Here is a 19,965-nt window from a genome sequence, read left to right as displayed (position 1 = left end):
AGGGGCCGGTACAGGAAATAAAAACGCCCCGGGCTAGCCGGGGCGCTCTGAGATGACACGGCGTGACGCGTTTTCAGATCAGCGAATACCCGACTGGCGCAGTGCCGCTGGCTGGAAGTCAGCCTTGCTGGCACTGAAGCCGAAGTCGTAGGCGCGCTTCTCTTCGTTCTTCATGCCCAAGGCCAGGTAACGGCCCGACTGCAGGTCATAGATGGCTTCCAGGGTGTACCACGGGACTTCCACGTTGTAGTACGGCTGGGCATGTGCCTCGGACACGCGCCACAGTTGGCCACGGCCGTCGTACTGGTCAATCACCGCCGCCTGCCAGGTGTCCTCGTCGATGTAGAAGTCACGCTTGGCATAGATGTGCCGCTGGCCCGGCTTGAGGGTGGCGACCACGTGCCATACACGGCGCAGCTCGTAACGGGCCAGGTCCTGATTGATGTGCCCGGCCTTGATGATGTCGGTGTACTTGAGCTTGGGGTCGTCGAGTTTGAAGGCGTTGGACGCGATGTACATCTCCTTCTTGCCTTCCAGCTTCCAGTCATAGCGGTCTGGCGCACCGTTGAACATGTCCAGGTTGTCGGAGGTGCGCAAACCGTCGGCGGCGGTACCCGGGCCGTCGTACGACACTTGTGGTGCCTGGCGTACGCGGCGCTGACCGGCGTTGTAGATCCACGCCTTGCGTGGTTCCTTCACCTGGTCGAGGGTTTCGTGCACCAGCAGCACGGTACCGGCCAGGCGCGCAGGCGCGGTCACTTCCTGCTTGAAGTAGAACAGGATGTTGCCCGGGTTGTTCGGGTCGTAATCCTTCATTCTTTCGCGGAAGACGAACTGGTCGGAGAAGTATACCGGGTTGAAAGAGCCGTTCTGCTGCGGCGTTGCCTGGGTCACCAGACGGCTGACGCTACCGCCCCGGTAGCGGGTGATGTGGTTCCAGATCACCTCCAGGCCGCTTTTCGGGATCGGGAACGGTACAGCCGTGCGGAAGTTGTTCAGACCGTTGCCGCCTTCGACAAGCGTGGTCTTGGTAGCGTTTTCCTTGATGGCAGCGAACACATCGGCCGGCACCGTGGAACCGCGATGGGTCTTGAATACCGGGATCTTGAAGGTGTCCGGATAGCGCTTGAGCATGGCCAGCTGGCCCGGCGAGAGCTTGTCCTTGTACTGGTCGGCGTTCTGCGCGGTGATGGTGAACAGCGGCTTGTCACTGCCGTACGGGTCGGACAGGAAGCCCTTGCCGTCGACGCTGCCCGCGCTCTTGGACAGCGGTTCCCACGGGCCGATCGAGCCATCGGCGTTGCCAGCCTTTTCGGCACCCATCGGAGTCAAGGTACTGCCCAGCTTGGCCGCCTCGTCGGCGGATACTGCTGCCATGACGCTGGTCGCCAGCAGGGACAGGCCCAGCACACCGGCTTGCAGCAGACTTCTGGTCTTGTTCATGTCGTGTCGTCCTGGATCTGAATGCTTAGAAGTTCACGCCGAAGCTGAGCGCGACGAAGTCGCGGTCATCCACGGTGGTGTACTTGCCATCGAAGAAGTTGGTGTACGACAGGCTTGCCGTGTAGGTGTTCTGGTACTCGGCGTCGAGGCCCAGGCTGACGGCCTTGCGGCCTTCCTCGAAGTTGGCGCCAGGGCCCGGCGAATAGCCGGAGACGTCATGCGACCAGGCCACGCTGGGTTTCAGGTTGACCCCGGCAAAGACATCGTTGTAGTCCCAGATGACTCGGGCGCGGTAACCCCAGGAAGTGCTGGTGGTAAAGCCATCGTTCTCGCAGTTGCGGCTCAGGTTGGCGGTGGAGGCACCGGCACCAGCGCCTGCGATGGTGCTGGCATTCAGGGCCTGACAGGTGTTTGCCCCACCGGTGGATGGCAGCGGGCCTGGACCAAACACCGGATCGCGACCGTAGCGGGTATCGTGGGCGCTCTCCAGGCCGCCCACATGGGTGACACCCAGCTCGCCCACCACGGTCATGCGGCTGGCGCCCATTACCTGGTCGAAGAAATGCGTGAGGGTGGTCTGGAACTGAGTGATCTCCTTGCGGCGATACCCGTGCAAGTCCTGCCCCGGCGTACCGGTCAGCAGCGAAGCGTTGCTCAAGGCACCGCCAATGGGGCGGACCCCGGCGAACAGGATATCCGTGGTATTCAGTTGCACCGGTGCGTTGGGGCGGTAGCTGAGTTCGCCGCTCCAGGCGGTCCCGGTGGGCAACGTGGTAGAGAAGCTCAAGCCATAAAGGCGGATGTCCTCGGGGTATTCGACGAAGTACTCGGAGTTACCTGCCACGATCAGCGGTGCCAATGCGCGCAGCTGTGCAGGCAATGCGCTCAGGCCGGCGAACACTGAAGGCGCGGCCCCGGTAGCACTGAAGATTGGCGCACGGCTGTGGTAGTTCATGAAGTAGGCGCCAAACTCGGTGTCCAGCGGCTCGAACATGTAGCGCATTGCCACGCCAAACTGGCCGCTGTCACGCGCATCGCGGTCGGCGCCGCGGCGCACCATCACCCCTTCCTCATTGATGTCCACGCCACGGGTGGCAAGGAATTGCTGCGCCGCCCCCGGCACTGTGCGACTGCTGTTGAGCACGCGCAGGTTGTCGGTACAGCCGTCGGCAATGATGTCTGGCTGGGAGAAGAAGGTGCCGCAGTTGTCGACGACCGTCTGGTCCCATTCGATCTGGTAGAAAGCCTCCGCCGACAGGTTGTCGGTCAGGCTCTGCGAAATGTAGAACATGTTGACCGGAATCAGGCCTTCCTTGATCTCGGCCCCCGGGCGGCGGAACGCCGACACGTCGATCGGGTTGATCGAGTTGATGCCGCCACCGATGAAGGTACTTTCACCCCAGCTCACCACCTGCTTGCCCAAGCGCACCGAGCCTGGCTGATCGCCGATGGAGTAGTTGTGGTAGACGAATGCGTCGAGCAGTTCGGCACCGGACGATTTGGCGCCTTCCTTGCGGTTGGAGTCGCTGATGTCCTTGAACTCGCGGCCTTCGTCCTTCAGTTCGAAGTCGTACCAGTACTTGCCGCGGACGAACACACCGGTGTCGCCGTACTTGAGCTCCAGGTCATGGATACCCTTGAAGATCTTGGAGAAGGTTTCGCCCTTCTTGAAGTTCAGGTGGCCATCGTCGGATGTCTGCGACAGGCCCTTGCCGCCGTTGTTCACCCCGATCAGGTTCTTGTTCGGGTTGGCCGTCGACCAGCTGGCGCCGATGGAGAGCGACGAGTCGAACTGGCCTTCGATTTCACCAATGTTGAAACTGACAGCGAAAGCAGGACTTGCGAGCGTGGAAGCAAGGCTGACGGCCAGGGGCAACTTGGCCCGGCGCCAGAACAGGTTTGCAGATTTCATCGACGCTACTCCATGTACTTTTTTTGTTATGGCAGTGAGTCCTTTCAAGAACGGCCCGAGCGACCGGTTTGCAGGCTTGCGCCCGCGGCGACACGGCTTGCGCATGTCGCCTCCCCCATTCCTGAAAATCCCCTGGCCCCGACTATAGCCAGCAAGGCACAGGCGCTTGATCCCTCTAAAGTGTGATTTGCGCTCCGTGCGGCCAACTCGCTGCCATGTTGCCCCGGCTGCGCGCTGGCAGTGCTAAAGGATGGCGTATTTCTGCCGTTTGGCAAGGCTCCACCCCTCTATCATGCGGGTCGCGCGCTGCAGTACGCGACCCGCATGGCGGTTACAGCGTGGAGAGGAACGCGCTGTTGCTGGCCTGCCACTGGACGATGTCCTGGCGGATGCGTTTCTTGTCGAGCTTGCCGACACTGGTCTTGGGAATTTCGGTAACAACGGCGATCTGGCTTGGAATCGCCCACTTGTTGATGTGCCCTTGCTCGACGAACGGCTTGAGGTGTTCCTTCAGCGCCTTGGCGTCGATGACCTGGTCTTCGCGCACCACCAGCAGTGCAAACGGGCGTTCACCCCACTGCGGGTCGGCCACCCCTACCACCGCCACTTCGCGCACGGCCGGGTGACGGCTGATCAGGTCTTCGAGGTCGAGCGAGGAAATCCACTCGCCACCGGTCTTGATCACATCCTTGATACGGTCGCGGATGTCGATATAGCCCATGCCGTCGAGCGTGGCGACATCACCGGTATGCAACCAGCCGCCCTGCCACAGCTCCTCGCTCTTTTCCGGTTCCTTGAAGTAGCCCATGGTCAGCCATGGCGCACGCAGCACCAGTTCGCCCTGGGTTTCACCGTCGGCGGGCAGGAAGTTGCCGTCGCCGTCGACGATGGCCGCCTCCACCAGCGGCACCGGCACGCCGGCCTTGATGCGGTAGGTGACGCGCTCATCCTCGCTGCCGGCCTGCAGTTCGTCGTTCAGGTGGGCGGCGGAAATCAGCGGGCAGGTCTCGGACATGCCATACGCAGCGGTCAGCTGGATGCCGCGTGCCAGGGCGGCCTGGTACAACGAGCGGTTGAGTGCGCTGCCGCCGATGATGATCTTCCAGCCGCCGAAGTCCTGACCTTGGGAGGTCGGGCAGTTGAGCAGCATCTGCAGGATGGTCGGCACGCAATGGGAGAAGGTGACCTTCTCTTCGCGCCACAGTTTGACCAGCATGTCCGGCTCGTAGCGCCCCGGATACACCTGCTTCATGCCCAGCATTGTGGCGGCGTAGGGAATGCCCCAGGCGTGCACGTGGAACATCGGCGTGATGGGCATGTACACGTCGTTGCTACCCAGCAGGCGCACGCTGTCGATGCTGCCAGTCACTGAAGCTTCGGCCAGGGTGTGCAGCACCAGTTGCCGATGAGTGAAGTACACACCCTTGGGGTTGCCGGTGGTGCCAGTGGTGTAGAAGGTGGTGGCCACCGAGTTCTCGTCGAAGTCCGGGAAATCGTAGCGCGGGCTGGCAGCGGCCAGCAGTTGCTCGTACTCGCCCACCAGGTTGGGCAGCTCGGCTGACTTGTCCGGGCCGTCGGTCAGCAGCACGGTCTTGTCGACGGTGGTCAGTTGCCCGGCGATGGCCTGGTACAGGCCGACGAAGTCACTGTTGACCAGCACCACGCGGTCTTCGGCGTGGTTCATGGTGTATAGAATCTGCTCGGGCGACAGGCGCACGTTGATGGTGTGCACCACCGCACCGATCATCGGGATGGCGAACATGCATTCCAGGTAGCGGTGGCTGTCCCAGTCCATCACCGCCACGGTGTCACCGGCCTTTACCCCGGCTTCGGTCAGCACGTTGGCCAGGCGCGCGATGCGCTCGTTGAGCTGGGGGTAGGTCAGCCGCATCTGGTCTCGGTAGACGATTTCGCGGGTCTTTTCATAGCGGCTGCCAGACATCAGCAGTCGCTTGATCAGCAGGGGATAGGCGTAGGCGCCCTCGGCGGGCTTGATGATGCGGGTCTGCAACATGGGTATCCCTTTTCTGGAAAGCGGGCCGGACAAGTCTGGGAACTACTGTAGTTCGCCAATGTGACGGCTAAATCAGCCGAAGGAATGATTTGCGTGATGAAGGTATGAGTGGCGGGCGTTGACGGGCGGCAAGGTTGAACTAGACACTGCGGCGGCAGCTTCAGGATTTGTGCTGGAGCCAAAGGCCCTTTCGCGGGCACGCCCGCTCCCACAGGTACTACACACCCGCAGGTTGGTGGGGGTCTTGCGGGAGCGGGAATGCCCGCGAATGGCCACAACACCAATACCCCGCCCAGCCTCGGAGAACTTCATGCCCAGCCCGCGTCGCGCCGTGTTTCTCGATCACCAGTCCCTGGACCTGGGCGATCTCGACCTCTCGCCCCTGAAGCAGCAGTTCGACGAGTTCGAACTGTTCGCCGCCACCCGTCCTGAGCAGGTCGCCGAACGCCTTCAGGGCGCGGTAGCGGTGGTCAGCAACAAGGTCATGCTCGACGCCGCGACCCTGGCCACCAACCCGCAACTGAAGCTGATCCTGGTGGCCGCCACCGGCACCAACAACGTCGACCTGGCGGCCGCCCGCGCCCAGGGCATCACCGTGTGCAACTGCCAGGGCTACGGCACACCGTCCGTCGCCCAGCACACCCTCGCCCTGCTACTGGCACTGGCCACCCGCCTGTGCGACTACAACCAGGCGGTAGCCGACGGCCAGTGGGCCAAGGCCAGCCAGTTCTGCCTGCTGGACTTCCCCATCGTCGAGCTGGAGGGCAAGACCCTTGGCTTGCTCGGCCACGGTGAACTGGGCGGCGCGGTGGCGCGACTGGCCGAAGCCTTTGGCATGCGCGTGCTCAGCGGGCAGATCCCCGGCCGCCCGGAACGCGCCGACCGGTTGCCGCTGGACGAGTTGCTGCCGCAAGTCGACGCCCTGACCCTGCACTGCCCGCTGAACGAACACACCCGACACATGCTCGGGGCCCGCGAACTGGCCCTGCTCAAGCCAAACGCGCTGGTGGTCAACACCGCCCGCGGCGGCCTTATCGACGAGCAGGCGCTGGCCGACGCCCTGCGCAGTGGCCACCTGGGCGGTGCCGCCACCGACGTGCTGAGCGTGGAGCCGCCGGTCAACGGCAACCCGCTGCTCGAGCCCGGCATCCCGCGCCTGATCATCACCCCGCACAGCGCCTGGGGCGCGGTAGAGTCGCGCCAGCGCATCGTCGGCCAGCTCAGCGAGAACGCCCAGGCTTTCTTCGCCGGGCAGCCACGCCGCGTGGTTAGCTGAGCCCGACGCCCGCCTCTGCTAAACTGCGCCACTTTTTTCCAGGAGGCGTCGTCCATGGACCCGCGCAGTGAAGTGTTGCTCCGCCAGGCAGAGCTTTTCCAGAGCCCGCTGCTGCTCGCCGGCGCCCCCGCCGACAGCCTGCTAGGCCAGTTGCCCAATGCCCAGGCCTGGACCTGGCATGCGGGCGACCAGGCCATGCTCGAAAGCCGCTTCGCCGGGCGCAGCCACTATGCGGTGGAGCCCCCTGAAGTGACTTTCGACAGCGCCGTGCTGTTCCTGCCCAAGTCCCGCGAACTGGCCGCCTACCTGCTCAACGCCCTGGCCTCGCGCCTGGCGGGCCGCGAGCTGTACCTGGTCGGCGAGAAACGTGGTGGCATCGAGGGTGCGGCCAAGCAGCTGCAGGCCTTTGGCAAGCCGCGCAAGCTCGACAGCGCCCGCCATTGCCAGCTGTGGCAGGTGACCATCGAGCACGCGCCAGAGGCCAAGCCCCTGGAAAGCCTGGCCGAACGCTTCGAGCTCAGCCTGGAAGACGGCCCGCTGCAAGTGGTCAGTCTGCCCGGTGTGTTCAGCCATGGCCGCCTCGATCGCGGTACCGCCCTGCTGCTCAAGCACCTCGACGGCCTGCCGAGCGGGCATGTGCTGGACTTCGGCTGCGGTGCCGGGGTGCTGGGCGCCACGGTCAAACGCCGTTATCCACAAAACCGGGTGACCCTGCTGGATGTGGATGCCTTCGCCGTGGCCGCCAGCCGCCTGACCTTGGCCGCCAATGGTCTGGAGGGCGAAGTGATCAGCGGCGACGGCATCGACGCGGCGCCGACCGAGCTGAGCCTGATCCTGAGCAACCCGCCGTTCCACACCGGGGTGCATACCAACTACCAGGCATCGGAAAACTTGCTGAAAAAATCAGCCGTTCATCTGCGAAAAGGTGGCGAAATGCGCCTGGTTGCCAACAGCTTCCTGCGCTACCAGCCACTGATCGAAGGGGCGCTGGGCAACTGCCAGGTACGCGACGAGGCGGACGGTTTCCGCATCTACCAGGCAACACACGGATAAAAACAGCGCTTGCCGAAAGCGTTTTGCCTAGGCAGAATCCGCACCGTCCTAGGGGAGTAGTCTCCCGCGAGCGCCCAGCTCGCCCGGTACGCGTCAACATACTTGGTCCACAGACCATGGCGCGTGCGACCCACCATGCCAGCCTGCATGGCGAGATCCGCATAGACGGATCCAGGGTTTGACAAGACCTATGACACGCACACCTTACCCGGGGCGGGGAGGCTGTACGTGTCATAGCCGTGTCGACCCGCCCCCGTAGGAATCCTGATGCTGGAATCTTTGCTGGTCCCCACCGCCATCGTTGCCCTAGCCGAAATCGGCGACAAGACGCAATTGCTCGCGCTCATACTCGCTGCCCGCTTCCGCAAGCCCTGGCCGATCATCGCCGGCATCATCGCCGCCACCTTGGCCAACCATGCCGCGGCTGGTGCCGTGGGCGCGTGGGTAGGCAGCTTCTTCAGCGACTCGGCACTGCACTGGATCCTGGCTGCGAGCTTCACCGCCACTGCGCTGTGGACCCTGGTTCCGGACAAGATGGATGACGACGAGAACCCGGCGCGCCGCTTCGGGCCGTTCCTGACCACGCTGATCGCGTTCTTCCTGGCTGAAATCGGTGACAAGACCCAGGTCGCCACGGTAATGCTGGCAGCACAGTACCCGTACCTGATCATGGTCATTATCGGTACCACCCTGGGCATGCTGATTGCCAACGTGCCGGTGGTTTTGGCGGGTAACTTCGCGGCGGACAAACTGCCGCTGACGCTGATCCGTCGCCTGGCGGCTACGGCGTTCTTCGTGCTGGCGATCGTGGCCGTGTACTCGGCGATGCAAGCCAGTGGCTGGGTGAGCTAACCCGAAAGGCGACAGGCTGACGCCGAACCTGTAGGAGCAGCCTTGCGCTGCGAAGAGGCCGGTACAGGCACCAGGAAATGTGGTGCTCTTACCGACCCTTTCGCAGCACAAGGCTGCTCCTACAAGGGGTAAGCATCTGGAAGTCGGGGCTTACTTCTTGGCCGCCTGATACAGCGGCATCACCTTCGGAATCGCCGCCTGCAACGAAGCAATGCGGCTCTGGGACGCCGGGTGAGTGCTCATGAACTCAGGCGGCGCGCCCTCGGAAGCCTGGCTCATCTTGTTCCACAAGGTGATCGCGGCATTCGGGTCGTAACCGGCACGCGCCGAGAGCTCCAGGCCGATCAGGTCGGCTTCGTTCTCGTTGGCCCGGCTGTTGGGCAGGGTCATGGCATAGTTCACCACGGTATCGGCCATGGCCATGCTGCCCTGGCCGAGGCCAAACAGGGCACCGGCGCCCTGGCGCGCCATTTCCACGCCATACGCCTTCGACATCGCCTCGCGGCTGTGCTCACGCAAAGCGTGGGCGATCTCGTGGCCCACCACCGCAGCAATTTCCGCATCGGTGAGCTTGAGCTGATCGATCAGGCCGGTGTAGACGATGATCTTGCCGCCCGGGCCGCAGTTGGCGTTGAGCTCGTCGCTCTTGATCACGTTGACTTCCCAGTTCCATTGCGCGGCATCCGGTCGGAACTTGGGGGTCTGGGCGATCAGGCGGTTGGCAATTACCTGCACACGCTTGGCATCTGCGCTGGACTTGTCGAGCACGCCTTTGTTCGATGCTTCACCCAGGGTCTGCTGGTACGACTGGGCGTACATCTGGTTGACCTCATCGGTCGAGAGCATGCTGAACATGTACTGCTGGCGCTCGACGCCGACAGCACCGCCGCTGGTGGTATTAACCGCCTGGCAGCCGGCCAGCAGGATGCCAGCACTCAACAGGCTGACGACAAAAGACTTACGCATGAAAACACTCCCTTTTTACATGCGCCGTATCGTAGGCCGAGTCGCTTGGGGCCGCCATAGCCGCAGGGAAGATTTTCGTCGCCTGTGCCGGCCCCTTCGCGGGTGAACCCGCTCCTAAAGGGGTAATGCGATCGTTGTAGGAGCAGCTTCAGCCGCGAAGAGGCCGACACAGCCATACATCAGGCCGGGGTCAGGCACTCCGGCGCATCCAGCTTCGGATCATTGACGAAATGCGCCAGGGCCCGCTCGCGCAATGTCGCCGGCGGGCTGGCCAGCAATTCATGCAAACGGGCCAGCGGCGTGTCCGGGTCAAGCCAGGCCGCCTGCCCTGCCTCGTCCAGTATCAGCGGCCGACGCTGGTTCATCGCCGCCTGGGTCACCACCGCACAACTCAGCCAAACCTGGTCCTGCACCGGGTAGGCCTCCCACACGGCGGCGAAGTACAGTGATGCACCCTCCCCCGGGGTCAGCCAGTACGGGCGCTTGCGCACGCTGCCGCGCCATTCGTAAAAGCCGTTGGCCGGCATCAGGCAGCGACGCAGGCGAAACGCGTCGCGAAACATCGGCTGCTCGGCCAGGGTTTCGGCGCGGGCATGGGCGGGGGTGCGGGACAGGTCGGTGAGCCAGGCCGGGGTCAGCCCCCAGCGCGCCTTGGCCAGTTGCAACTGGCCGTCAAGCTGGCGCTGGATCAGCACCGAAGCCCCAGGCGAGATGTTCCATTGGGCTGGCTGGCCAACGGGAAAGCCCGGCAGACTGGCAAGAGCCTGGGGCCAGCGAAACAGGGCGTAACGTCCACACATGGGCGAATTCAGAACCTAGCAGATCAAGGTACCGGGGAAACTCTCCGGTTCGTCGCCAACCAGTGGCTGGGCATCATTGTACGCATCGATCAGCTGCCGTGCGTACTCGGCCTGTTCATCAGCCACGGCAAGCCCAAGCAAGCCCTGCATCGGCAGTTCACCGGCAGCACCGATCAGGTCACGACCAACCAGGTGCGCCTCGACCCCCTCGCTGGCGAGCATGCCCGCCAGCATTTCAGCCTCGAGCAGGTTTTCCGGTTCGTAGATACGCTGCATCAGTCATTCTCACCGAATACATCCAGCATCCACTCCTCGCCATGAACTTGCAGCACGAAGCGGATAGGCTTGCAGCATACCTGACAGTCCTCGATGTACTCCTGATCGCCACCGGACAGGTCCACCGTGGTTTCGACTTCTTCGCCACAATAAGGGCAATCGTAGATCGCAGTTTGCAGCATCGCGGCCTCCGGGGTGACTTATGCGTATAATTGCCGGTCTGTTTACAGGGCCTGTGTGTGTCCGAGCCGTTTTTCGGAGCCCGCCCCTACCTTATTACCCTAGCCGTTTCCAACAAGAGAGCATGATGGGCGAATTCGATGCCATCCGACCGTACGACGACGCTGAGGTCCCTGCCGTTCTGGCACGCCTGCTCAGCGACCCGGCATTCCTCGATATCCTCACCCACTTCCGCTTCCCGCGTGCGGCCGGTGCTCTCGGCTGGTTGCTCAAACCGCTGATCGCCCGCCGCCTGCGCAAGGAATTCGCCGGTGTCACCTGTGTCTCGACCTTGCAGGACAAAGTCGAGTACTACGTCGACCAGACCATCGACCGCGCCACCGACGGCGTCACCTATTCGGGCGTGGAGCAGCTCAAGGCCGGCACCGCCTACCTGTTCCTGGCCAACCACCGTGACATCGTCATGGACCCGGCCTTCGTCAACTACGCGGTGTACCACGCCGGCCTGCCCACGCCGCGCATCGCCATTGGCGACAACCTGCTGCAAAAGCCGTTTGTCAGCGACATGATGCGCCTGAACAAGAGCTTCATCGTGCACCGCTCGATCAGTGGGCGCCGCGAGAAGCTGGCGGCCTACCAGTTGCTCTCAGCCTACATCAACCACTCGATCCGCAACGACGCCACGTCGATCTGGATCGCCCAGGCAGAAGGCCGGGCCAAGGATGGTGACGACCGCACCGATTCGGCGATCCTCAAGATGTTCCACATGAGCCGCAAGGACGAGCCGTTCGGCGCGGTGATCCAGAGCCTGAACCTGACACCGGTTTCGATCAGCTACGAATATGACCCGTGCGACCAGGCCAAGGCCCGCGAGTTGTACATCCGCGCCACCACCGGTACCTACAAGAAGGCGCCGGGCGAGGACGACAACAGCATCGCCAAGGGCATTACCGGCTACAAAGGCCGGGTGCACATCAACTTCGCCCCGCCGGTGACCGAGTATCACGAGGATACCAAGCAACTGGCAGCGGAAATCGACCGGCAGATCCTCGGTGGCTACCGACTGTTCCCGGTGCACTACCTGGCCTATGCGATGTGGGATGGCAAGGATGAGGCGCTACAGGTGCCGAGCGCCGAGAAGGTGTTCCCGGCCGATGAGCTGGCTCGGGCCAAGGAGGAATGGCAACGCCGCCTGGATGCCTGCCCCGAGGAGCAGCGGCCGTACCTGGTGTTGCAGTATGCGACGCCGGTGCGCAACCAGTACCAGGTCAGGCAGCAGGCACCGGTTGCCTGAGCGATCCTAGGGCTGCTTTGCAGCCCATCGCGACACAAGGCCGCTCCTACAGGGGATCGCACATACCTGTAGGAGCGGCCTTGTGTCGCGATGGGCCGCAAAGCGGCCCTAAAATCTCAAATCCAGGTACTGAACCAGGACAGCAGCAACGCCATCGCCAGGCACGAAAAACCGAGAATGTAGAAGTACCGCGGCACCCGAAGGTCGAACGCGTCCACCACCCCCTCGTCCACCGCCATGTATTCGCGGGTCTCGGCCTCGCGCCGCCGCGCACTGTGCAGTAGCAACCCGCCCGGGCAGGTCAGCAGCAGCGCCAGCAGATTGATCAGCTTGGTCGGGTGGGCGGCCAGGAACCCCCAGAGCACTTGCAAGGACATCACGCAACCTCGGTATGAGCGACGGCAAAGGCCGGCATTCTACCCAAGTCATGCCCAGACGCCCGGTTCAGGCGACAAAGTGTCATCAAATTTCATCTGGCATGGCATGAAGATTTGCCGGCCTCTTCGCGGGCACAGACAACAAAAAACCCGCTGCCTGGAACACAGGCAGCGGGTTTTGTTTTATAGCTGAAGGCTTACTGCCCCAGCACCTGACCGATGGTCGGGTCCTTGAACATGCGGGTCAGGGCATCGCTCAGCACATCGCCCACCAGCTGGGTGTTGGTTTCCTGGTTCGGCGCCATGCCGAAACGCTGGTCCAGCGAAGCGCCGTAACGGCCACTGTAGCGGCGGCCGCCATTGGACACGTCGGCACGGAAGGTGGCGCCGATGGTAGCCTCGGTCACGTACAGGTTGTCTTTCGGCGACTGGTACTTCAGTTCGGCCAGGGTCACGGTCAGCTGCGGCGCGTTGTAGGCGTTCGGCGTCGGGGTGAAGCCGAGCAGGCGTACGGCGGCTTCGGCCTGGGCCTGCAGCTTGGGCACGATGTCGTTGCCACTCACGCTGATGGTGCTGGTCTCGGGATACATGCCACCGCGAGTGCCCAGGGACTGCGAGGCCCGGCCGTCAACAACCCGGACCACTACCGGCTGGCCATGGCCGACCGGCGCGAGCTGGGCCTTGAGCGTGGGTTGCGGATTGAGTTGTTGCGGGCTGTGGGCACAACCGACCAGGCTGAGGCTGGCCACGGCGATCAAACCGAACAACAGACGTTGCAACATGCGCGTTACTCCAGAAAAAGCGGCGAAGGCCCACAGTATACCTAGCCACGCATCGACCAGTCATCGGTCCGGCCCGCTTGTCACAATCGTTTCATCGCCGCGCCCTTATCCTTGCGCCAAGCCCTAACGCACAGGACTCGCTGCCATGGCCTCGCTCTGGACCCTGCTCTTCCAACGCCCGCGCCACAACACCTATGCCCGCCTCGATGCCGACGGCAAATGCCTGGCCTTCAAGCAATGCAGCCAGGCGCCCAGCGGCAGCGGCTGGGTCCAGATCGGCGAAATCCGGCTCGCCTGGCTGGGCCGCCAGCTGCCCGCCAGTGCCCGGGTTTGCGCCCGCGCAAGCCGCCGCTGGCACCAGCGCATCCTCGCGGCCTGACAAACGCTGCAATAAAAACCACGAATGGCGACATTTCTGCCCGCGACATCGCTATAATCTCCCCCCGATTATAAGGACGTCTCCTGATCGGGCCCCGCACTCGCCGATTGACCCCGGCAACTTCAATGCTTCGCCCACAGAGAGCCTTCCACTCAGGTCTTGCATCGGCTGTCGTGCCTGCTTTTCCGGCCCTTCACACTGCATGAACCTGCGGGTTGCCATCGCGCAGTCCCCTTTTGAGGTTCACGTCTCCAAAAGAGCGTGAAAAAACGGTTTTCACAACTTCACAAGAGTGTGGCGAGCAAATGAACAGTCTGGCATGTGCAAAAGCGGCAGATGTGTCCCGAACAGCCCTGAACAGGCGGCAAATGCGCTCATCCCGTATGAGTGTCTGAGCCGTTCCATAACGCACGCACGACACCTTGACCATAAGTCGAATTGCCGCACCCGTGGCAAACCGCGTTCAATACGCGAACCCGAAGACTGATTGGCGGTGTCCGCGGAAGTTGCAAGAACTGCGAAAAGTCGGACATGGCGACCCTGGCGAACCCAGGTCCTATGCTGTCAATTAGGTAGCTGTAGATTGTGGAGACGCGTTAAATGGCGCAGAACGAATCGGTTGATGTGGTACTGGTAGGCGCAGGCATCATGAGTGCCACCCTGGCCGTACTGCTCAAGGAGCTCGACCCGACCCTGAAGCTTGAGGTCGTGGAGGCGATGGACTCCGGAGCCGCGGAAAGCTCCAACCCCTGGAACAACGCAGGCACCGGCCACGCCGGCCTGTGCGAGCTTAACTACACGCCCCAGGCCGCCGATGGCAGCATCGACATCAAGAAGGCCGTGCACATCAACACCCAGTTCGAGGTTTCGCGCCAGTTCTGGGCCTACCTGAGCAAGAAGGGCAACTTCGGCTCGGCACGTGCCTTCATCAACCCTGTCCCGCACCTGAGCTACGTCGAGGGTGACAAGGGTGTTTCCTTCCTCAAGAAGCGCTATGAGCTGCTCAAGCAGCACCATGCCTTTGCGGACATGGAATACACCGAAGACAAGGCCGTGATGAAGGACTGGATGCCGCTGATGATGCCAGGCCGCCCAGCCGACCAGCACATCGCCGCCACCCGCGTGCTCAAGGGCACCGACGTCAACTTCGGCGCCCTGACCAACAAGCTGCTGAAGCTGCTGGGCGACTCGCAGGACGCCCAGGTCAAGTACAGCAAGAAGGTCGTTGGCCTGCGCCGTAACGGCAAGGGCTGGACCGTGAGCATAAAGGACGTCAACAGCGGCGGTAGCCGTGAAGTGGACGCCCGCTTCGTCTTCCTCGGCGCCGGTGGCGCGGCCCTGCCGCTGCTGCAGCTGTCGGGCATTCCGGAAAGCAAAGGTTTCGGCGGTTTCCCGGTCAGCGGCCAGTGGCTGCGTTGCGACAACCCGGAAATCGTCAAGCAGCACCAGGCCAAGGTCTACAGCCAGGCTGCGGTCGGCGCCCCGCCGATGTCGGTACCGCACCTGGATACCCGTGTGGTCGATGGCAAGAAATCGCTGCTGTTCGGTCCATATGCCGGCTTCACTACCAAGTTCCTGAAGCACGGTTCGCTGATGGACCTGCCGCTGTCGGTGCGCATGGGCAACATCGGCCCGATGCTCGCCGTGGCCCGTGACAACATGGACCTGACCAAGTACCTGGTCAGCGAAGTGATGCAGTCGATGGAGCAGCGCCTGGAAGCCCTGCGTCGCTTCTACCCGCAGGCCAAGGCCGAAGACTGGCGCCTGGAAGTAGCCGGTCAGCGCGTGCAGATCATCAAGAAAGACCCGAAGAAAGGCGGCGTGCTGCAGTTCGGTACCGAGCTGGTCTCGGCCCAGGACGGCAGCCTGGCTGCACTGCTCGGCGCATCGCCGGGTGCTTCGGTGACCGTTTCGATCATGCTGGAACTGATCGAGCGCTGCTTCCCCGAGCAGGCCAAAGGTGCCTGGGCTGCCAAGCTCAAGGAAATCTTCCCGGCTCGCGAGAAGACCCTGGCGACCGATGCTGCGCTGTACCACAAGATCAGTGCCGACAACGACGTGGCGCTGGACCTGGTGGAAAGCAGCCCGGCGGCCAAGCATTACGCCTGATTCGGCCGGTAACGAAAAAACGCCCCTCGGGGCGTTTTTTTGTGCCTGGATCTTTGTAAGCCTGCTCCGGCCCTTTCGTGGGTAAACCCGCTCCCACAAGGACCGCACCACAGCTAAGGGCTGTGCTGTACCTGTGGGAGCGGGTTTACCCGCGAAGAGGCCGGAGCAGGTTCACAAATCACGGGCCTTGGCGATGATCTCGATGTAATCCGACGCATTGCGCTGGTCGGCAATCTGCTCGACAAAGGTCTTGCCGTGCTCGTCTTTGCCATCCAGGTCCAGCCCAGCCTCGACGAAGAAGCCGACAAAACGCTCGAAATCGTCGATGCGCAGGCCGCGGTAGGCCTTGACCAGCTTGTGCAACGACGGCGAGGTCACGCCATCGGCCGGCTCGAACTGAAGGAACGACTTGATGTAGTCGTCGCTGATCTCGTCACCGATTACCTGTTTCTTGTCTTTACGCATTGCCGACTCCAACTGGACCATCACGAAATTTCGAAGGCCGGCAGTGTACCCCCCGCAGGCCGGGCGCCTCAACGCGTACGTACGGTACCGGTGTGCAGGTCGGCCCAGACGTGGCCGTTGCCGTAGGTGAGGAACTGCACATACAGCGTCTCGTTGCGCAGCAGGTCCATGATCACGCGGTAGTCGCTGAGCGGATAATTCAGGCTCAGGGTGCGGGTTTTCTCATCGTATACGGGCTTCTTCAGGCTCTTGGCCGCTTCACCGTCAAAGGTCAGCAGCACCTGGGCGATGGTCGCGCCCTTGCTCAGCGGCTTGCCCTTGAGGCGCACCTGCAACGACGAGGTGATCGGGATCGGCTGCTGGTCGGATTGGCGCTGGGTACCCACTACCACCGAGTAGTCGGTCACTTGCAGCAATTGCTGGCCAGTCGGCGCTTCCTGGCGCAGGGACTGGTCGTCAGGTGGCAGGAACTGGCTGTGCAGCGGTGCGGCGGCGAGTGGCAGGCTGACCGCCAGCAGGAGGGGAAGAAACGCACGCATGTGAGGCTCCTTGAATGAAGGAGCACTCTAGCACGGCCTGCACAGGCTCTTGTAGATACCGTCTTGACCCTCACCCTGCAAGAGGGATTTTGGGGTCAAACGGTATCCCCGACTTCACCACCCCATAAACCAGGTGCAGCAGCTTGCGCATCGCCGCGCAAACGATCTGTTTATAGGCTTTGTGTCGGCTGTTCAACCGCTCTGCCAGTGCCTTCACGACAGGGTTGTACCTGATCGAGACAGTGCCTGACATCCACAAGCCCGCCCGCAGCCTTGAGGCGCCTGTACGCGAGATAGTGCTCTGACCTATGAACTCTCCCGATTGCTGCACTACCGGGTTCAGGCCTGAGAACGCGACGATCGCAGAAGAGCTTTGGTATTTCAGTGGATCGCCCAGTTCGGCGAGCAGCAACGTAGCAGTGGTGTCACCCAAACCATCTATCGAAGTAATCAGATCACGTCGCTTGCGCAGGTCTGGATCATCATCGATCGTCTGTTCGATGGCCTTCCTGGTCTTTTCCAGTTCTTCGGTGATGTGCCCGATGACGTCTTGAATCGACTGCTGCACCGCATCTTGTGCGACATCCAAACGATTCTGCTCCATCTGGCGCATTTCCTTGAGGTCGTCCAGTCGCCGCACCAGAGCACGCAAACGGCGCTGTGCAGGTGGCTCCGGCTCCCACTGGCGAAGCGAGGCCGCCTTCTGCTGGCCATAAGCAGCAATGACTTTGGCGTCAGCTTTATCGGTTTTGACGCGCCGAAGCTCCACGTCAGCGAATTTCGCGATCACCGCCGGGTTCAGAATACACACCCGATAACCTTGGTTGTGACAGTGCTCGGCTAACGCTTCGTGATAGGTGCCTGTGGCCTCCATAACGATCCAGGCGCCTGGTTCGGCATGGCGCTCAAGCCAATCGCTGAACTGCTTGAACCCTCCAGGATCATTGGACAGCTTGGCTTTGGTGCGCGTCTTGCCGTTGGGAAGTGGGGTGGCAATGTCGAAAGATTTTTTGGCGACATCAACGCCAACAAAGGCGGACATGATCTTCTCCTTCAAACTACGAAAGTCGATCACCCTACACTCAGTTCAACCTTGTTAATGCGTGCTCACGCCGGGGGCGGGCACTAGATACCGTTCGAACTCGTCGAGTGGGGTTGAAAGGCCAGAGCGTTATCTACAGTGCGGGCTCGATGCCCTTGGAGCGGCTCCGCTTCAAGACCTTCCCTCGATGATCAGTCGAGAACTTTCGCCTCTTGGGAGGCGAAAGTCGAGATACAAGGAGCGGCCTTGTGTCGCGATGGGCCGCAAAGCGGCCCCGGCCATGTTGGTGGCGAAGCTTCAATCGAGGGGCTGCTGCGCAGCCCGATCGCGACACAAGGCCGCTCCTACAGTTGAGTGCGCCGGCCCGACATCAATCGAACTGCGCGCGCATCCAGGCCTGGTACTCGTCCACGCCCTCTTCTCCTTCGCGCGGCGCCCAGTGCGCATGTTCGCCTTCACCCACCGGCCGATACGGTCCGGCCTTGCACTCGAACAGGATGCTGTCCGGCTCCCAGCACCACAAGCCCATGGTAAATACCAGGCGCCAGGTCCACACCCAGGCAATCGCCGCCCGCCTGCAGCACTCGCTTGTCGGTCACCGCCCCCTGCTCGTTGAAGAGCAGCAGGCCAAGGCAACCCTTGAGCACGACCAGCGTTTCGGCTTTGTCATCGCTCAGGTGCCGATGCGGCGGGATATAGGTGCTCGGTTGCAGCCCGACTGCCATGCGGTGGCAAGGCTCTTCCATCTCATGGAAATTGTGATGTTGCCGCCCGCGCGGGTTGGCTGCAGCCTTTGCGGCCAGCCCGGCGAACAGCGATTGGTCGATGAACGCAGGCTGGCGCATGATCACAGCCCCTTTACGGCGAAGATGCCGTTGGCGTTGCGCCAGTAGCCTTTGTAGTCCATGCCGTAACCGAAGATATAGCGGTCGACGCAGGGCAAGCCCACGTAGTTGGCCTTGAGTTCCGGGCTGGCCTTGCGGTCATGGTCCTTGTCGATCAGTACTGCGGTGTGCACCGAGCGCGCACCGGCGTGCTTGCAGAACTCGATGATGGCGCTGAGGGTGTGCCCTTCGTCGAGGATGTCATCGACGATCAGTACGTCACGGTCGATGAACGATACTTCGGGCTTGGCCTTCCAGAACAGCTCGCCGCCGCTGGTCTGGTTGCGGTAGCGGGTAGCGTGCAGGTAGCTGGCTTCCAGTGGGAACTGCAGGTGGGTCAGCAGTTTGCCCGAGAAGATCAGGCCGCCGTTCATCACGCAGAAAACCACCGGGTTCTTGTCGTGCAGGTCCTTGCAGATCTGCTCGCCGACTTTGGCGATGGCCGCTTCGACTTCGGCTTCGGTGTACAGGCAGTCAGCTTCACGCATGACTTGACGGATATGCTCGAGATCGGCGGACATGGCGCTCTCCGGGGGTGCATTTTGGAAAAGCGGGCAAAGGTACGCATCCGCTCGTCACAGATCAAGCATTTATGGACTAACGTCCAGAATGACCAGACGACAGCACAGGCTGAATAGATTAATCTAGCGCGGTTTTTTTGCCCGCCTTTCGGAGCCCCCTATGCCCACTCGTGAGATCCGCCATCCGCTGATCCGCCACAAGCTCGGCCTGATGCGCCGTGCCGATATCAGCACCAAGAATTTTCGCGAACTTGCCCAGGAAGTCGGCGCGCTCCTGACCTACGAAGCCACCCAGGACCTGCCGCTCGAAACCTACGAGATCGATGGCTGGTGCGGCAAGGTGCAAGTTGAAAAAATCGCCGGCAAGAAGATTACCGTGGTACCGATCCTGCGAGCCGGCATCGGCATGCTCGACGGCGTGCTCAGCCTGATCCCGGGCGCCAAGGTCAGCGCCGTCGGCGTTGCCCGCAACGAGGAAACCCTCGAAGCCCACACCTACCTGGAAAAGCTCGCGCCGGACATCAACCAGCGCCTGGCCCTGATCATCGACCCGATGCTGGCCACCGGCGGTTCGATGGTCGCCACCATCGACCTGCTGAAAAAGGCCGGCTGCAAAGAGATCCGAGCCATGGTCCTGGTCGCTGCGCCAGAAGGCATCGAAGTGGTTGAAAAAGCCCACCCGGACGTGCAGATCTACACCGCCTCGATCGACCAGCGCCTGAACGAACACGGCTACATCGTGCCGGGCCTGGGCGATGCCGGTGACAAGATCTTCGGCACCAAGCAAAAGGACGCCTGACC

Annotated in this window: 20 protein-coding genes, 1 pseudogene and 1 riboswitch; of the genes and pseudogenes, 7 read left to right on the top strand and 14 right to left on the bottom strand. The window is 62.3% G+C overall.

Annotated elements, in window-relative coordinates; genetic code table 11:
- Positions 1-78: 78 nt before the first annotated feature.
- From ACK56M_RS04550 to ACK56M_RS04540, 3 genes are all read right to left on the bottom strand, one after another.
- Positions 79-1,443 (bottom strand): DUF1329 domain-containing protein, encoded by a 1,365-nt coding sequence (locus ACK56M_RS04550; protein WP_013970939.1) that lies wholly within the window; start codon positions 1,441-1,443, stop codon positions 79-81.
- A 25-nt stretch (positions 1,444-1,468) separates the two neighbouring features.
- Complete coding sequence (locus ACK56M_RS04545; RefSeq protein WP_039613806.1) at positions 1,469-3,355, bottom strand: DUF1302 domain-containing protein; 1,887 nt, start codon at positions 3,353-3,355, stop codon at positions 1,469-1,471.
- A 331-nt stretch (positions 3,356-3,686) separates the two neighbouring features.
- On the bottom strand, positions 3,687-5,369 hold the full coding sequence (locus tag ACK56M_RS04540; RefSeq protein WP_100413024.1) for a fatty acid--CoA ligase: 1,683 nt from the start codon (positions 5,367-5,369) through the stop codon (positions 3,687-3,689).
- Between the two features lie 310 nt (positions 5,370-5,679).
- Here ACK56M_RS04540 and ACK56M_RS04535 point away from each other — a divergent pair, with 310 nt between their 5' ends.
- The 3 genes from ACK56M_RS04535 to ACK56M_RS04525 all read left to right on the top strand — a co-directional run bounded on the left by ACK56M_RS04535 (position 5,680) and on the right by ACK56M_RS04525 (position 8,550).
- Positions 5,680-6,645: a 2-hydroxyacid dehydrogenase gene (locus ACK56M_RS04535; RefSeq protein WP_411959264.1), complete on the top strand. Its 966-nt coding sequence runs from the start codon at positions 5,680-5,682 to the stop codon at positions 6,643-6,645.
- 54 nt (positions 6,646-6,699) lie between these two features.
- On the top strand, positions 6,700-7,698 hold the full coding sequence (locus ACK56M_RS04530; RefSeq protein ID WP_015268955.1) for a class I SAM-dependent methyltransferase: 999 nt from the start codon (positions 6,700-6,702) through the stop codon (positions 7,696-7,698).
- A 39-nt stretch (positions 7,699-7,737) separates the two neighbouring features.
- Positions 7,738-7,877: riboswitch (yybP-ykoY riboswitch) on the top strand.
- A gap of 88 nt (positions 7,878-7,965) precedes the next feature.
- Complete coding sequence (locus ACK56M_RS04525; RefSeq protein ID WP_085720808.1) at positions 7,966-8,550, top strand: TMEM165/GDT1 family protein; 585 nt, start codon at positions 7,966-7,968, stop codon at positions 8,548-8,550.
- 150 nt (positions 8,551-8,700) lie between these two features.
- Here the strand turns inward: ACK56M_RS04525 and ACK56M_RS04520 are convergent, their stop codons facing one another.
- From ACK56M_RS04520 to ACK56M_RS04505, 4 genes are all read right to left on the bottom strand, one after another.
- On the bottom strand, positions 8,701-9,516 hold the full coding sequence (locus tag ACK56M_RS04520) for a M48 family metallopeptidase (RefSeq protein ID WP_013970933.1): 816 nt from the start codon (positions 9,514-9,516) through the stop codon (positions 8,701-8,703).
- Between the two features lie 179 nt (positions 9,517-9,695).
- Positions 9,696-10,316 carry an SOS response-associated peptidase gene (locus tag ACK56M_RS04515; RefSeq protein ID WP_003260669.1) on the bottom strand — a complete coding sequence of 207 codons (621 nt, stop codon included), beginning with the start codon at positions 10,314-10,316 and terminating at the stop codon, positions 9,696-9,698.
- A gap of 15 nt (positions 10,317-10,331) precedes the next feature.
- Complete coding sequence (locus ACK56M_RS04510; RefSeq protein WP_013970931.1) at positions 10,332-10,592, bottom strand: putative signal transducing protein; 261 nt, start codon at positions 10,590-10,592, stop codon at positions 10,332-10,334.
- Positions 10,592-10,774 (bottom strand): CPXCG motif-containing cysteine-rich protein, encoded by a 183-nt coding sequence (locus tag ACK56M_RS04505; protein ID WP_003260667.1) that lies wholly within the window; start codon positions 10,772-10,774, stop codon positions 10,592-10,594. Before ACK56M_RS04505 ends, ACK56M_RS04510 begins: the two co-directional genes overlap by 1 nt.
- 125 nt (positions 10,775-10,899) lie before the next feature.
- Here ACK56M_RS04505 and ACK56M_RS04500 point away from each other — a divergent pair, with 125 nt between their 5' ends.
- Complete coding sequence (locus tag ACK56M_RS04500) at positions 10,900-12,066, top strand: 1-acyl-sn-glycerol-3-phosphate acyltransferase (protein WP_024086266.1); 1,167 nt, start codon at positions 10,900-10,902, stop codon at positions 12,064-12,066.
- A 116-nt stretch (positions 12,067-12,182) separates the two neighbouring features.
- Here ACK56M_RS04500 and ACK56M_RS04495 read toward each other — a convergent pair whose 3' ends face one another.
- Positions 12,183-12,443: a hypothetical protein gene (locus ACK56M_RS04495; RefSeq protein ID WP_013970930.1), complete on the bottom strand. Its 261-nt coding sequence runs from the start codon at positions 12,441-12,443 to the stop codon at positions 12,183-12,185.
- A gap of 197 nt (positions 12,444-12,640) precedes the next feature.
- Positions 12,641-13,225 (bottom strand): YajG family lipoprotein, encoded by a 585-nt coding sequence (locus tag ACK56M_RS04490; protein WP_013970929.1) that lies wholly within the window; start codon positions 13,223-13,225, stop codon positions 12,641-12,643.
- Positions 13,226-13,370: 145 nt separating this feature from the next.
- On the opposite strand from ACK56M_RS04490, the gene ACK56M_RS04485 reads away from it, so the two are divergent.
- Positions 13,371-13,604 (top strand): hypothetical protein, encoded by a 234-nt coding sequence (locus tag ACK56M_RS04485; RefSeq protein WP_217190774.1) that lies wholly within the window; start codon positions 13,371-13,373, stop codon positions 13,602-13,604.
- A 600-nt stretch (positions 13,605-14,204) separates the two neighbouring features.
- Positions 14,205-15,713 carry a malate dehydrogenase (quinone) gene (gene mqo / locus ACK56M_RS04480; protein WP_013970927.1) on the top strand — a complete coding sequence of 503 codons (1,509 nt, stop codon included), beginning with the start codon at positions 14,205-14,207 and terminating at the stop codon, positions 15,711-15,713.
- Between the two features lie 171 nt (positions 15,714-15,884).
- Here mqo and ACK56M_RS04475 read toward each other — a convergent pair whose 3' ends face one another.
- The 5 genes and pseudogenes from ACK56M_RS04475 to ACK56M_RS04455 all read right to left on the bottom strand — a co-directional run bounded on the left by ACK56M_RS04475 (position 15,885) and on the right by ACK56M_RS04455 (position 19,164).
- Entirely contained in the window at positions 15,885-16,178 is a 294-nt protein-coding gene (locus ACK56M_RS04475) for a PA4642 family protein (protein WP_411959263.1), read from the bottom strand.
- A 68-nt stretch (positions 16,179-16,246) separates the two neighbouring features.
- Positions 16,247-16,717, bottom strand: a complete 471-nt coding sequence (locus ACK56M_RS04470; protein ID WP_013970925.1) for a hypothetical protein — start codon at positions 16,715-16,717, stop codon at positions 16,247-16,249.
- A 70-nt stretch (positions 16,718-16,787) separates the two neighbouring features.
- Positions 16,788-17,759 carry an IS110 family transposase gene (locus ACK56M_RS04465; protein WP_411959049.1) on the bottom strand — a complete coding sequence of 324 codons (972 nt, stop codon included), beginning with the start codon at positions 17,757-17,759 and terminating at the stop codon, positions 16,788-16,790.
- A gap of 370 nt (positions 17,760-18,129) precedes the next feature.
- Positions 18,130-18,604, bottom strand: a pseudogene (locus ACK56M_RS04460) (WbuC family cupin fold metalloprotein).
- 2 nt (positions 18,605-18,606) lie between these two features.
- Positions 18,607-19,164: a hypoxanthine-guanine phosphoribosyltransferase gene (locus tag ACK56M_RS04455; protein WP_003256346.1), complete on the bottom strand. Its 558-nt coding sequence runs from the start codon at positions 19,162-19,164 to the stop codon at positions 18,607-18,609.
- Positions 19,165-19,324: 160 nt separating this feature from the next.
- On the opposite strand from ACK56M_RS04455, the gene upp reads away from it, so the two are divergent.
- Positions 19,325-19,963, top strand: coding sequence for a uracil phosphoribosyltransferase (gene upp, locus ACK56M_RS04450; protein ID WP_011532223.1), 639 nt, complete (start codon positions 19,325-19,327; stop codon positions 19,961-19,963).
- Positions 19,964-19,965 lie beyond the last annotated feature (2 nt).

Origin of the sequence: Pseudomonas sp. s4, assembly GCF_046764235.1 — a bacterium.
Lineage (GTDB): Bacteria > Pseudomonadota > Gammaproteobacteria > Pseudomonadales > Pseudomonadaceae > Aquipseudomonas > Aquipseudomonas asiatica.
This window is presented reverse-complemented; position numbering and strand designations above follow the sequence as displayed.

Bases quoted from the DNA above. Each gene is read 5' to 3' on its own strand.
- ACK56M_RS04465 (WP_411959049.1), bottom strand. From the start codon at position 17,759: ATGTCCGCCTTTGTTGGCGTTGATGTCGCCAAAAAATCTTTCGACATT.
- ACK56M_RS04530 (WP_015268955.1), top strand. From the start codon at position 6,700: ATGGACCCGCGCAGTGAAGTGTTGCTCCGCCAGGCAGAGCTTTTCCAG.
- mqo (WP_013970927.1), top strand. From the start codon at position 14,205: ATGGCGCAGAACGAATCGGTTGATGTGGTACTGGTAGGCGCAGGCATC.
- ACK56M_RS04470 (WP_013970925.1), bottom strand. From the start codon at position 16,717: ATGCGTGCGTTTCTTCCCCTCCTGCTGGCGGTCAGCCTGCCACTCGCC.
- ACK56M_RS04475 (WP_411959263.1), bottom strand. From the start codon at position 16,178: ATGCGTAAAGACAAGAAACAGGTAATCGGTGACGAGATCAGCGACGAC.
- ACK56M_RS04540 (WP_100413024.1), bottom strand. From the start codon at position 5,369: ATGTTGCAGACCCGCATCATCAAGCCCGCCGAGGGCGCCTACGCCTAT.
- ACK56M_RS04485 (WP_217190774.1), top strand. From the start codon at position 13,371: ATGGCCTCGCTCTGGACCCTGCTCTTCCAACGCCCGCGCCACAACACC.
- ACK56M_RS04535 (WP_411959264.1), top strand. From the start codon at position 5,680: ATGCCCAGCCCGCGTCGCGCCGTGTTTCTCGATCACCAGTCCCTGGAC.
- ACK56M_RS04510 (WP_013970931.1), bottom strand. From the start codon at position 10,592: ATGCAGCGTATCTACGAACCGGAAAACCTGCTCGAGGCTGAAATGCTG.
- ACK56M_RS04490 (WP_013970929.1), bottom strand. From the start codon at position 13,225: ATGTTGCAACGTCTGTTGTTCGGTTTGATCGCCGTGGCCAGCCTCAGC.
- upp (WP_011532223.1), top strand. From the start codon at position 19,325: ATGCCCACTCGTGAGATCCGCCATCCGCTGATCCGCCACAAGCTCGGC.
- ACK56M_RS04525 (WP_085720808.1), top strand. From the start codon at position 7,966: ATGCTGGAATCTTTGCTGGTCCCCACCGCCATCGTTGCCCTAGCCGAA.
- ACK56M_RS04545 (WP_039613806.1), bottom strand. From the start codon at position 3,355: ATGAAATCTGCAAACCTGTTCTGGCGCCGGGCCAAGTTGCCCCTGGCC.
- ACK56M_RS04505 (WP_003260667.1), bottom strand. From the start codon at position 10,774: ATGCTGCAAACTGCGATCTACGATTGCCCTTATTGTGGCGAAGAAGTC.
- ACK56M_RS04550 (WP_013970939.1), bottom strand. From the start codon at position 1,443: ATGAACAAGACCAGAAGTCTGCTGCAAGCCGGTGTGCTGGGCCTGTCC.
- ACK56M_RS04495 (WP_013970930.1), bottom strand. From the start codon at position 12,443: ATGTCCTTGCAAGTGCTCTGGGGGTTCCTGGCCGCCCACCCGACCAAG.
- ACK56M_RS04520 (WP_013970933.1), bottom strand. From the start codon at position 9,516: ATGCGTAAGTCTTTTGTCGTCAGCCTGTTGAGTGCTGGCATCCTGCTG.
- ACK56M_RS04455 (WP_003256346.1), bottom strand. From the start codon at position 19,164: ATGTCCGCCGATCTCGAGCATATCCGTCAAGTCATGCGTGAAGCTGAC.
- ACK56M_RS04515 (WP_003260669.1), bottom strand. From the start codon at position 10,316: ATGTGTGGACGTTACGCCCTGTTTCGCTGGCCCCAGGCTCTTGCCAGT.
- ACK56M_RS04500 (WP_024086266.1), top strand. From the start codon at position 10,900: ATGGGCGAATTCGATGCCATCCGACCGTACGACGACGCTGAGGTCCCT.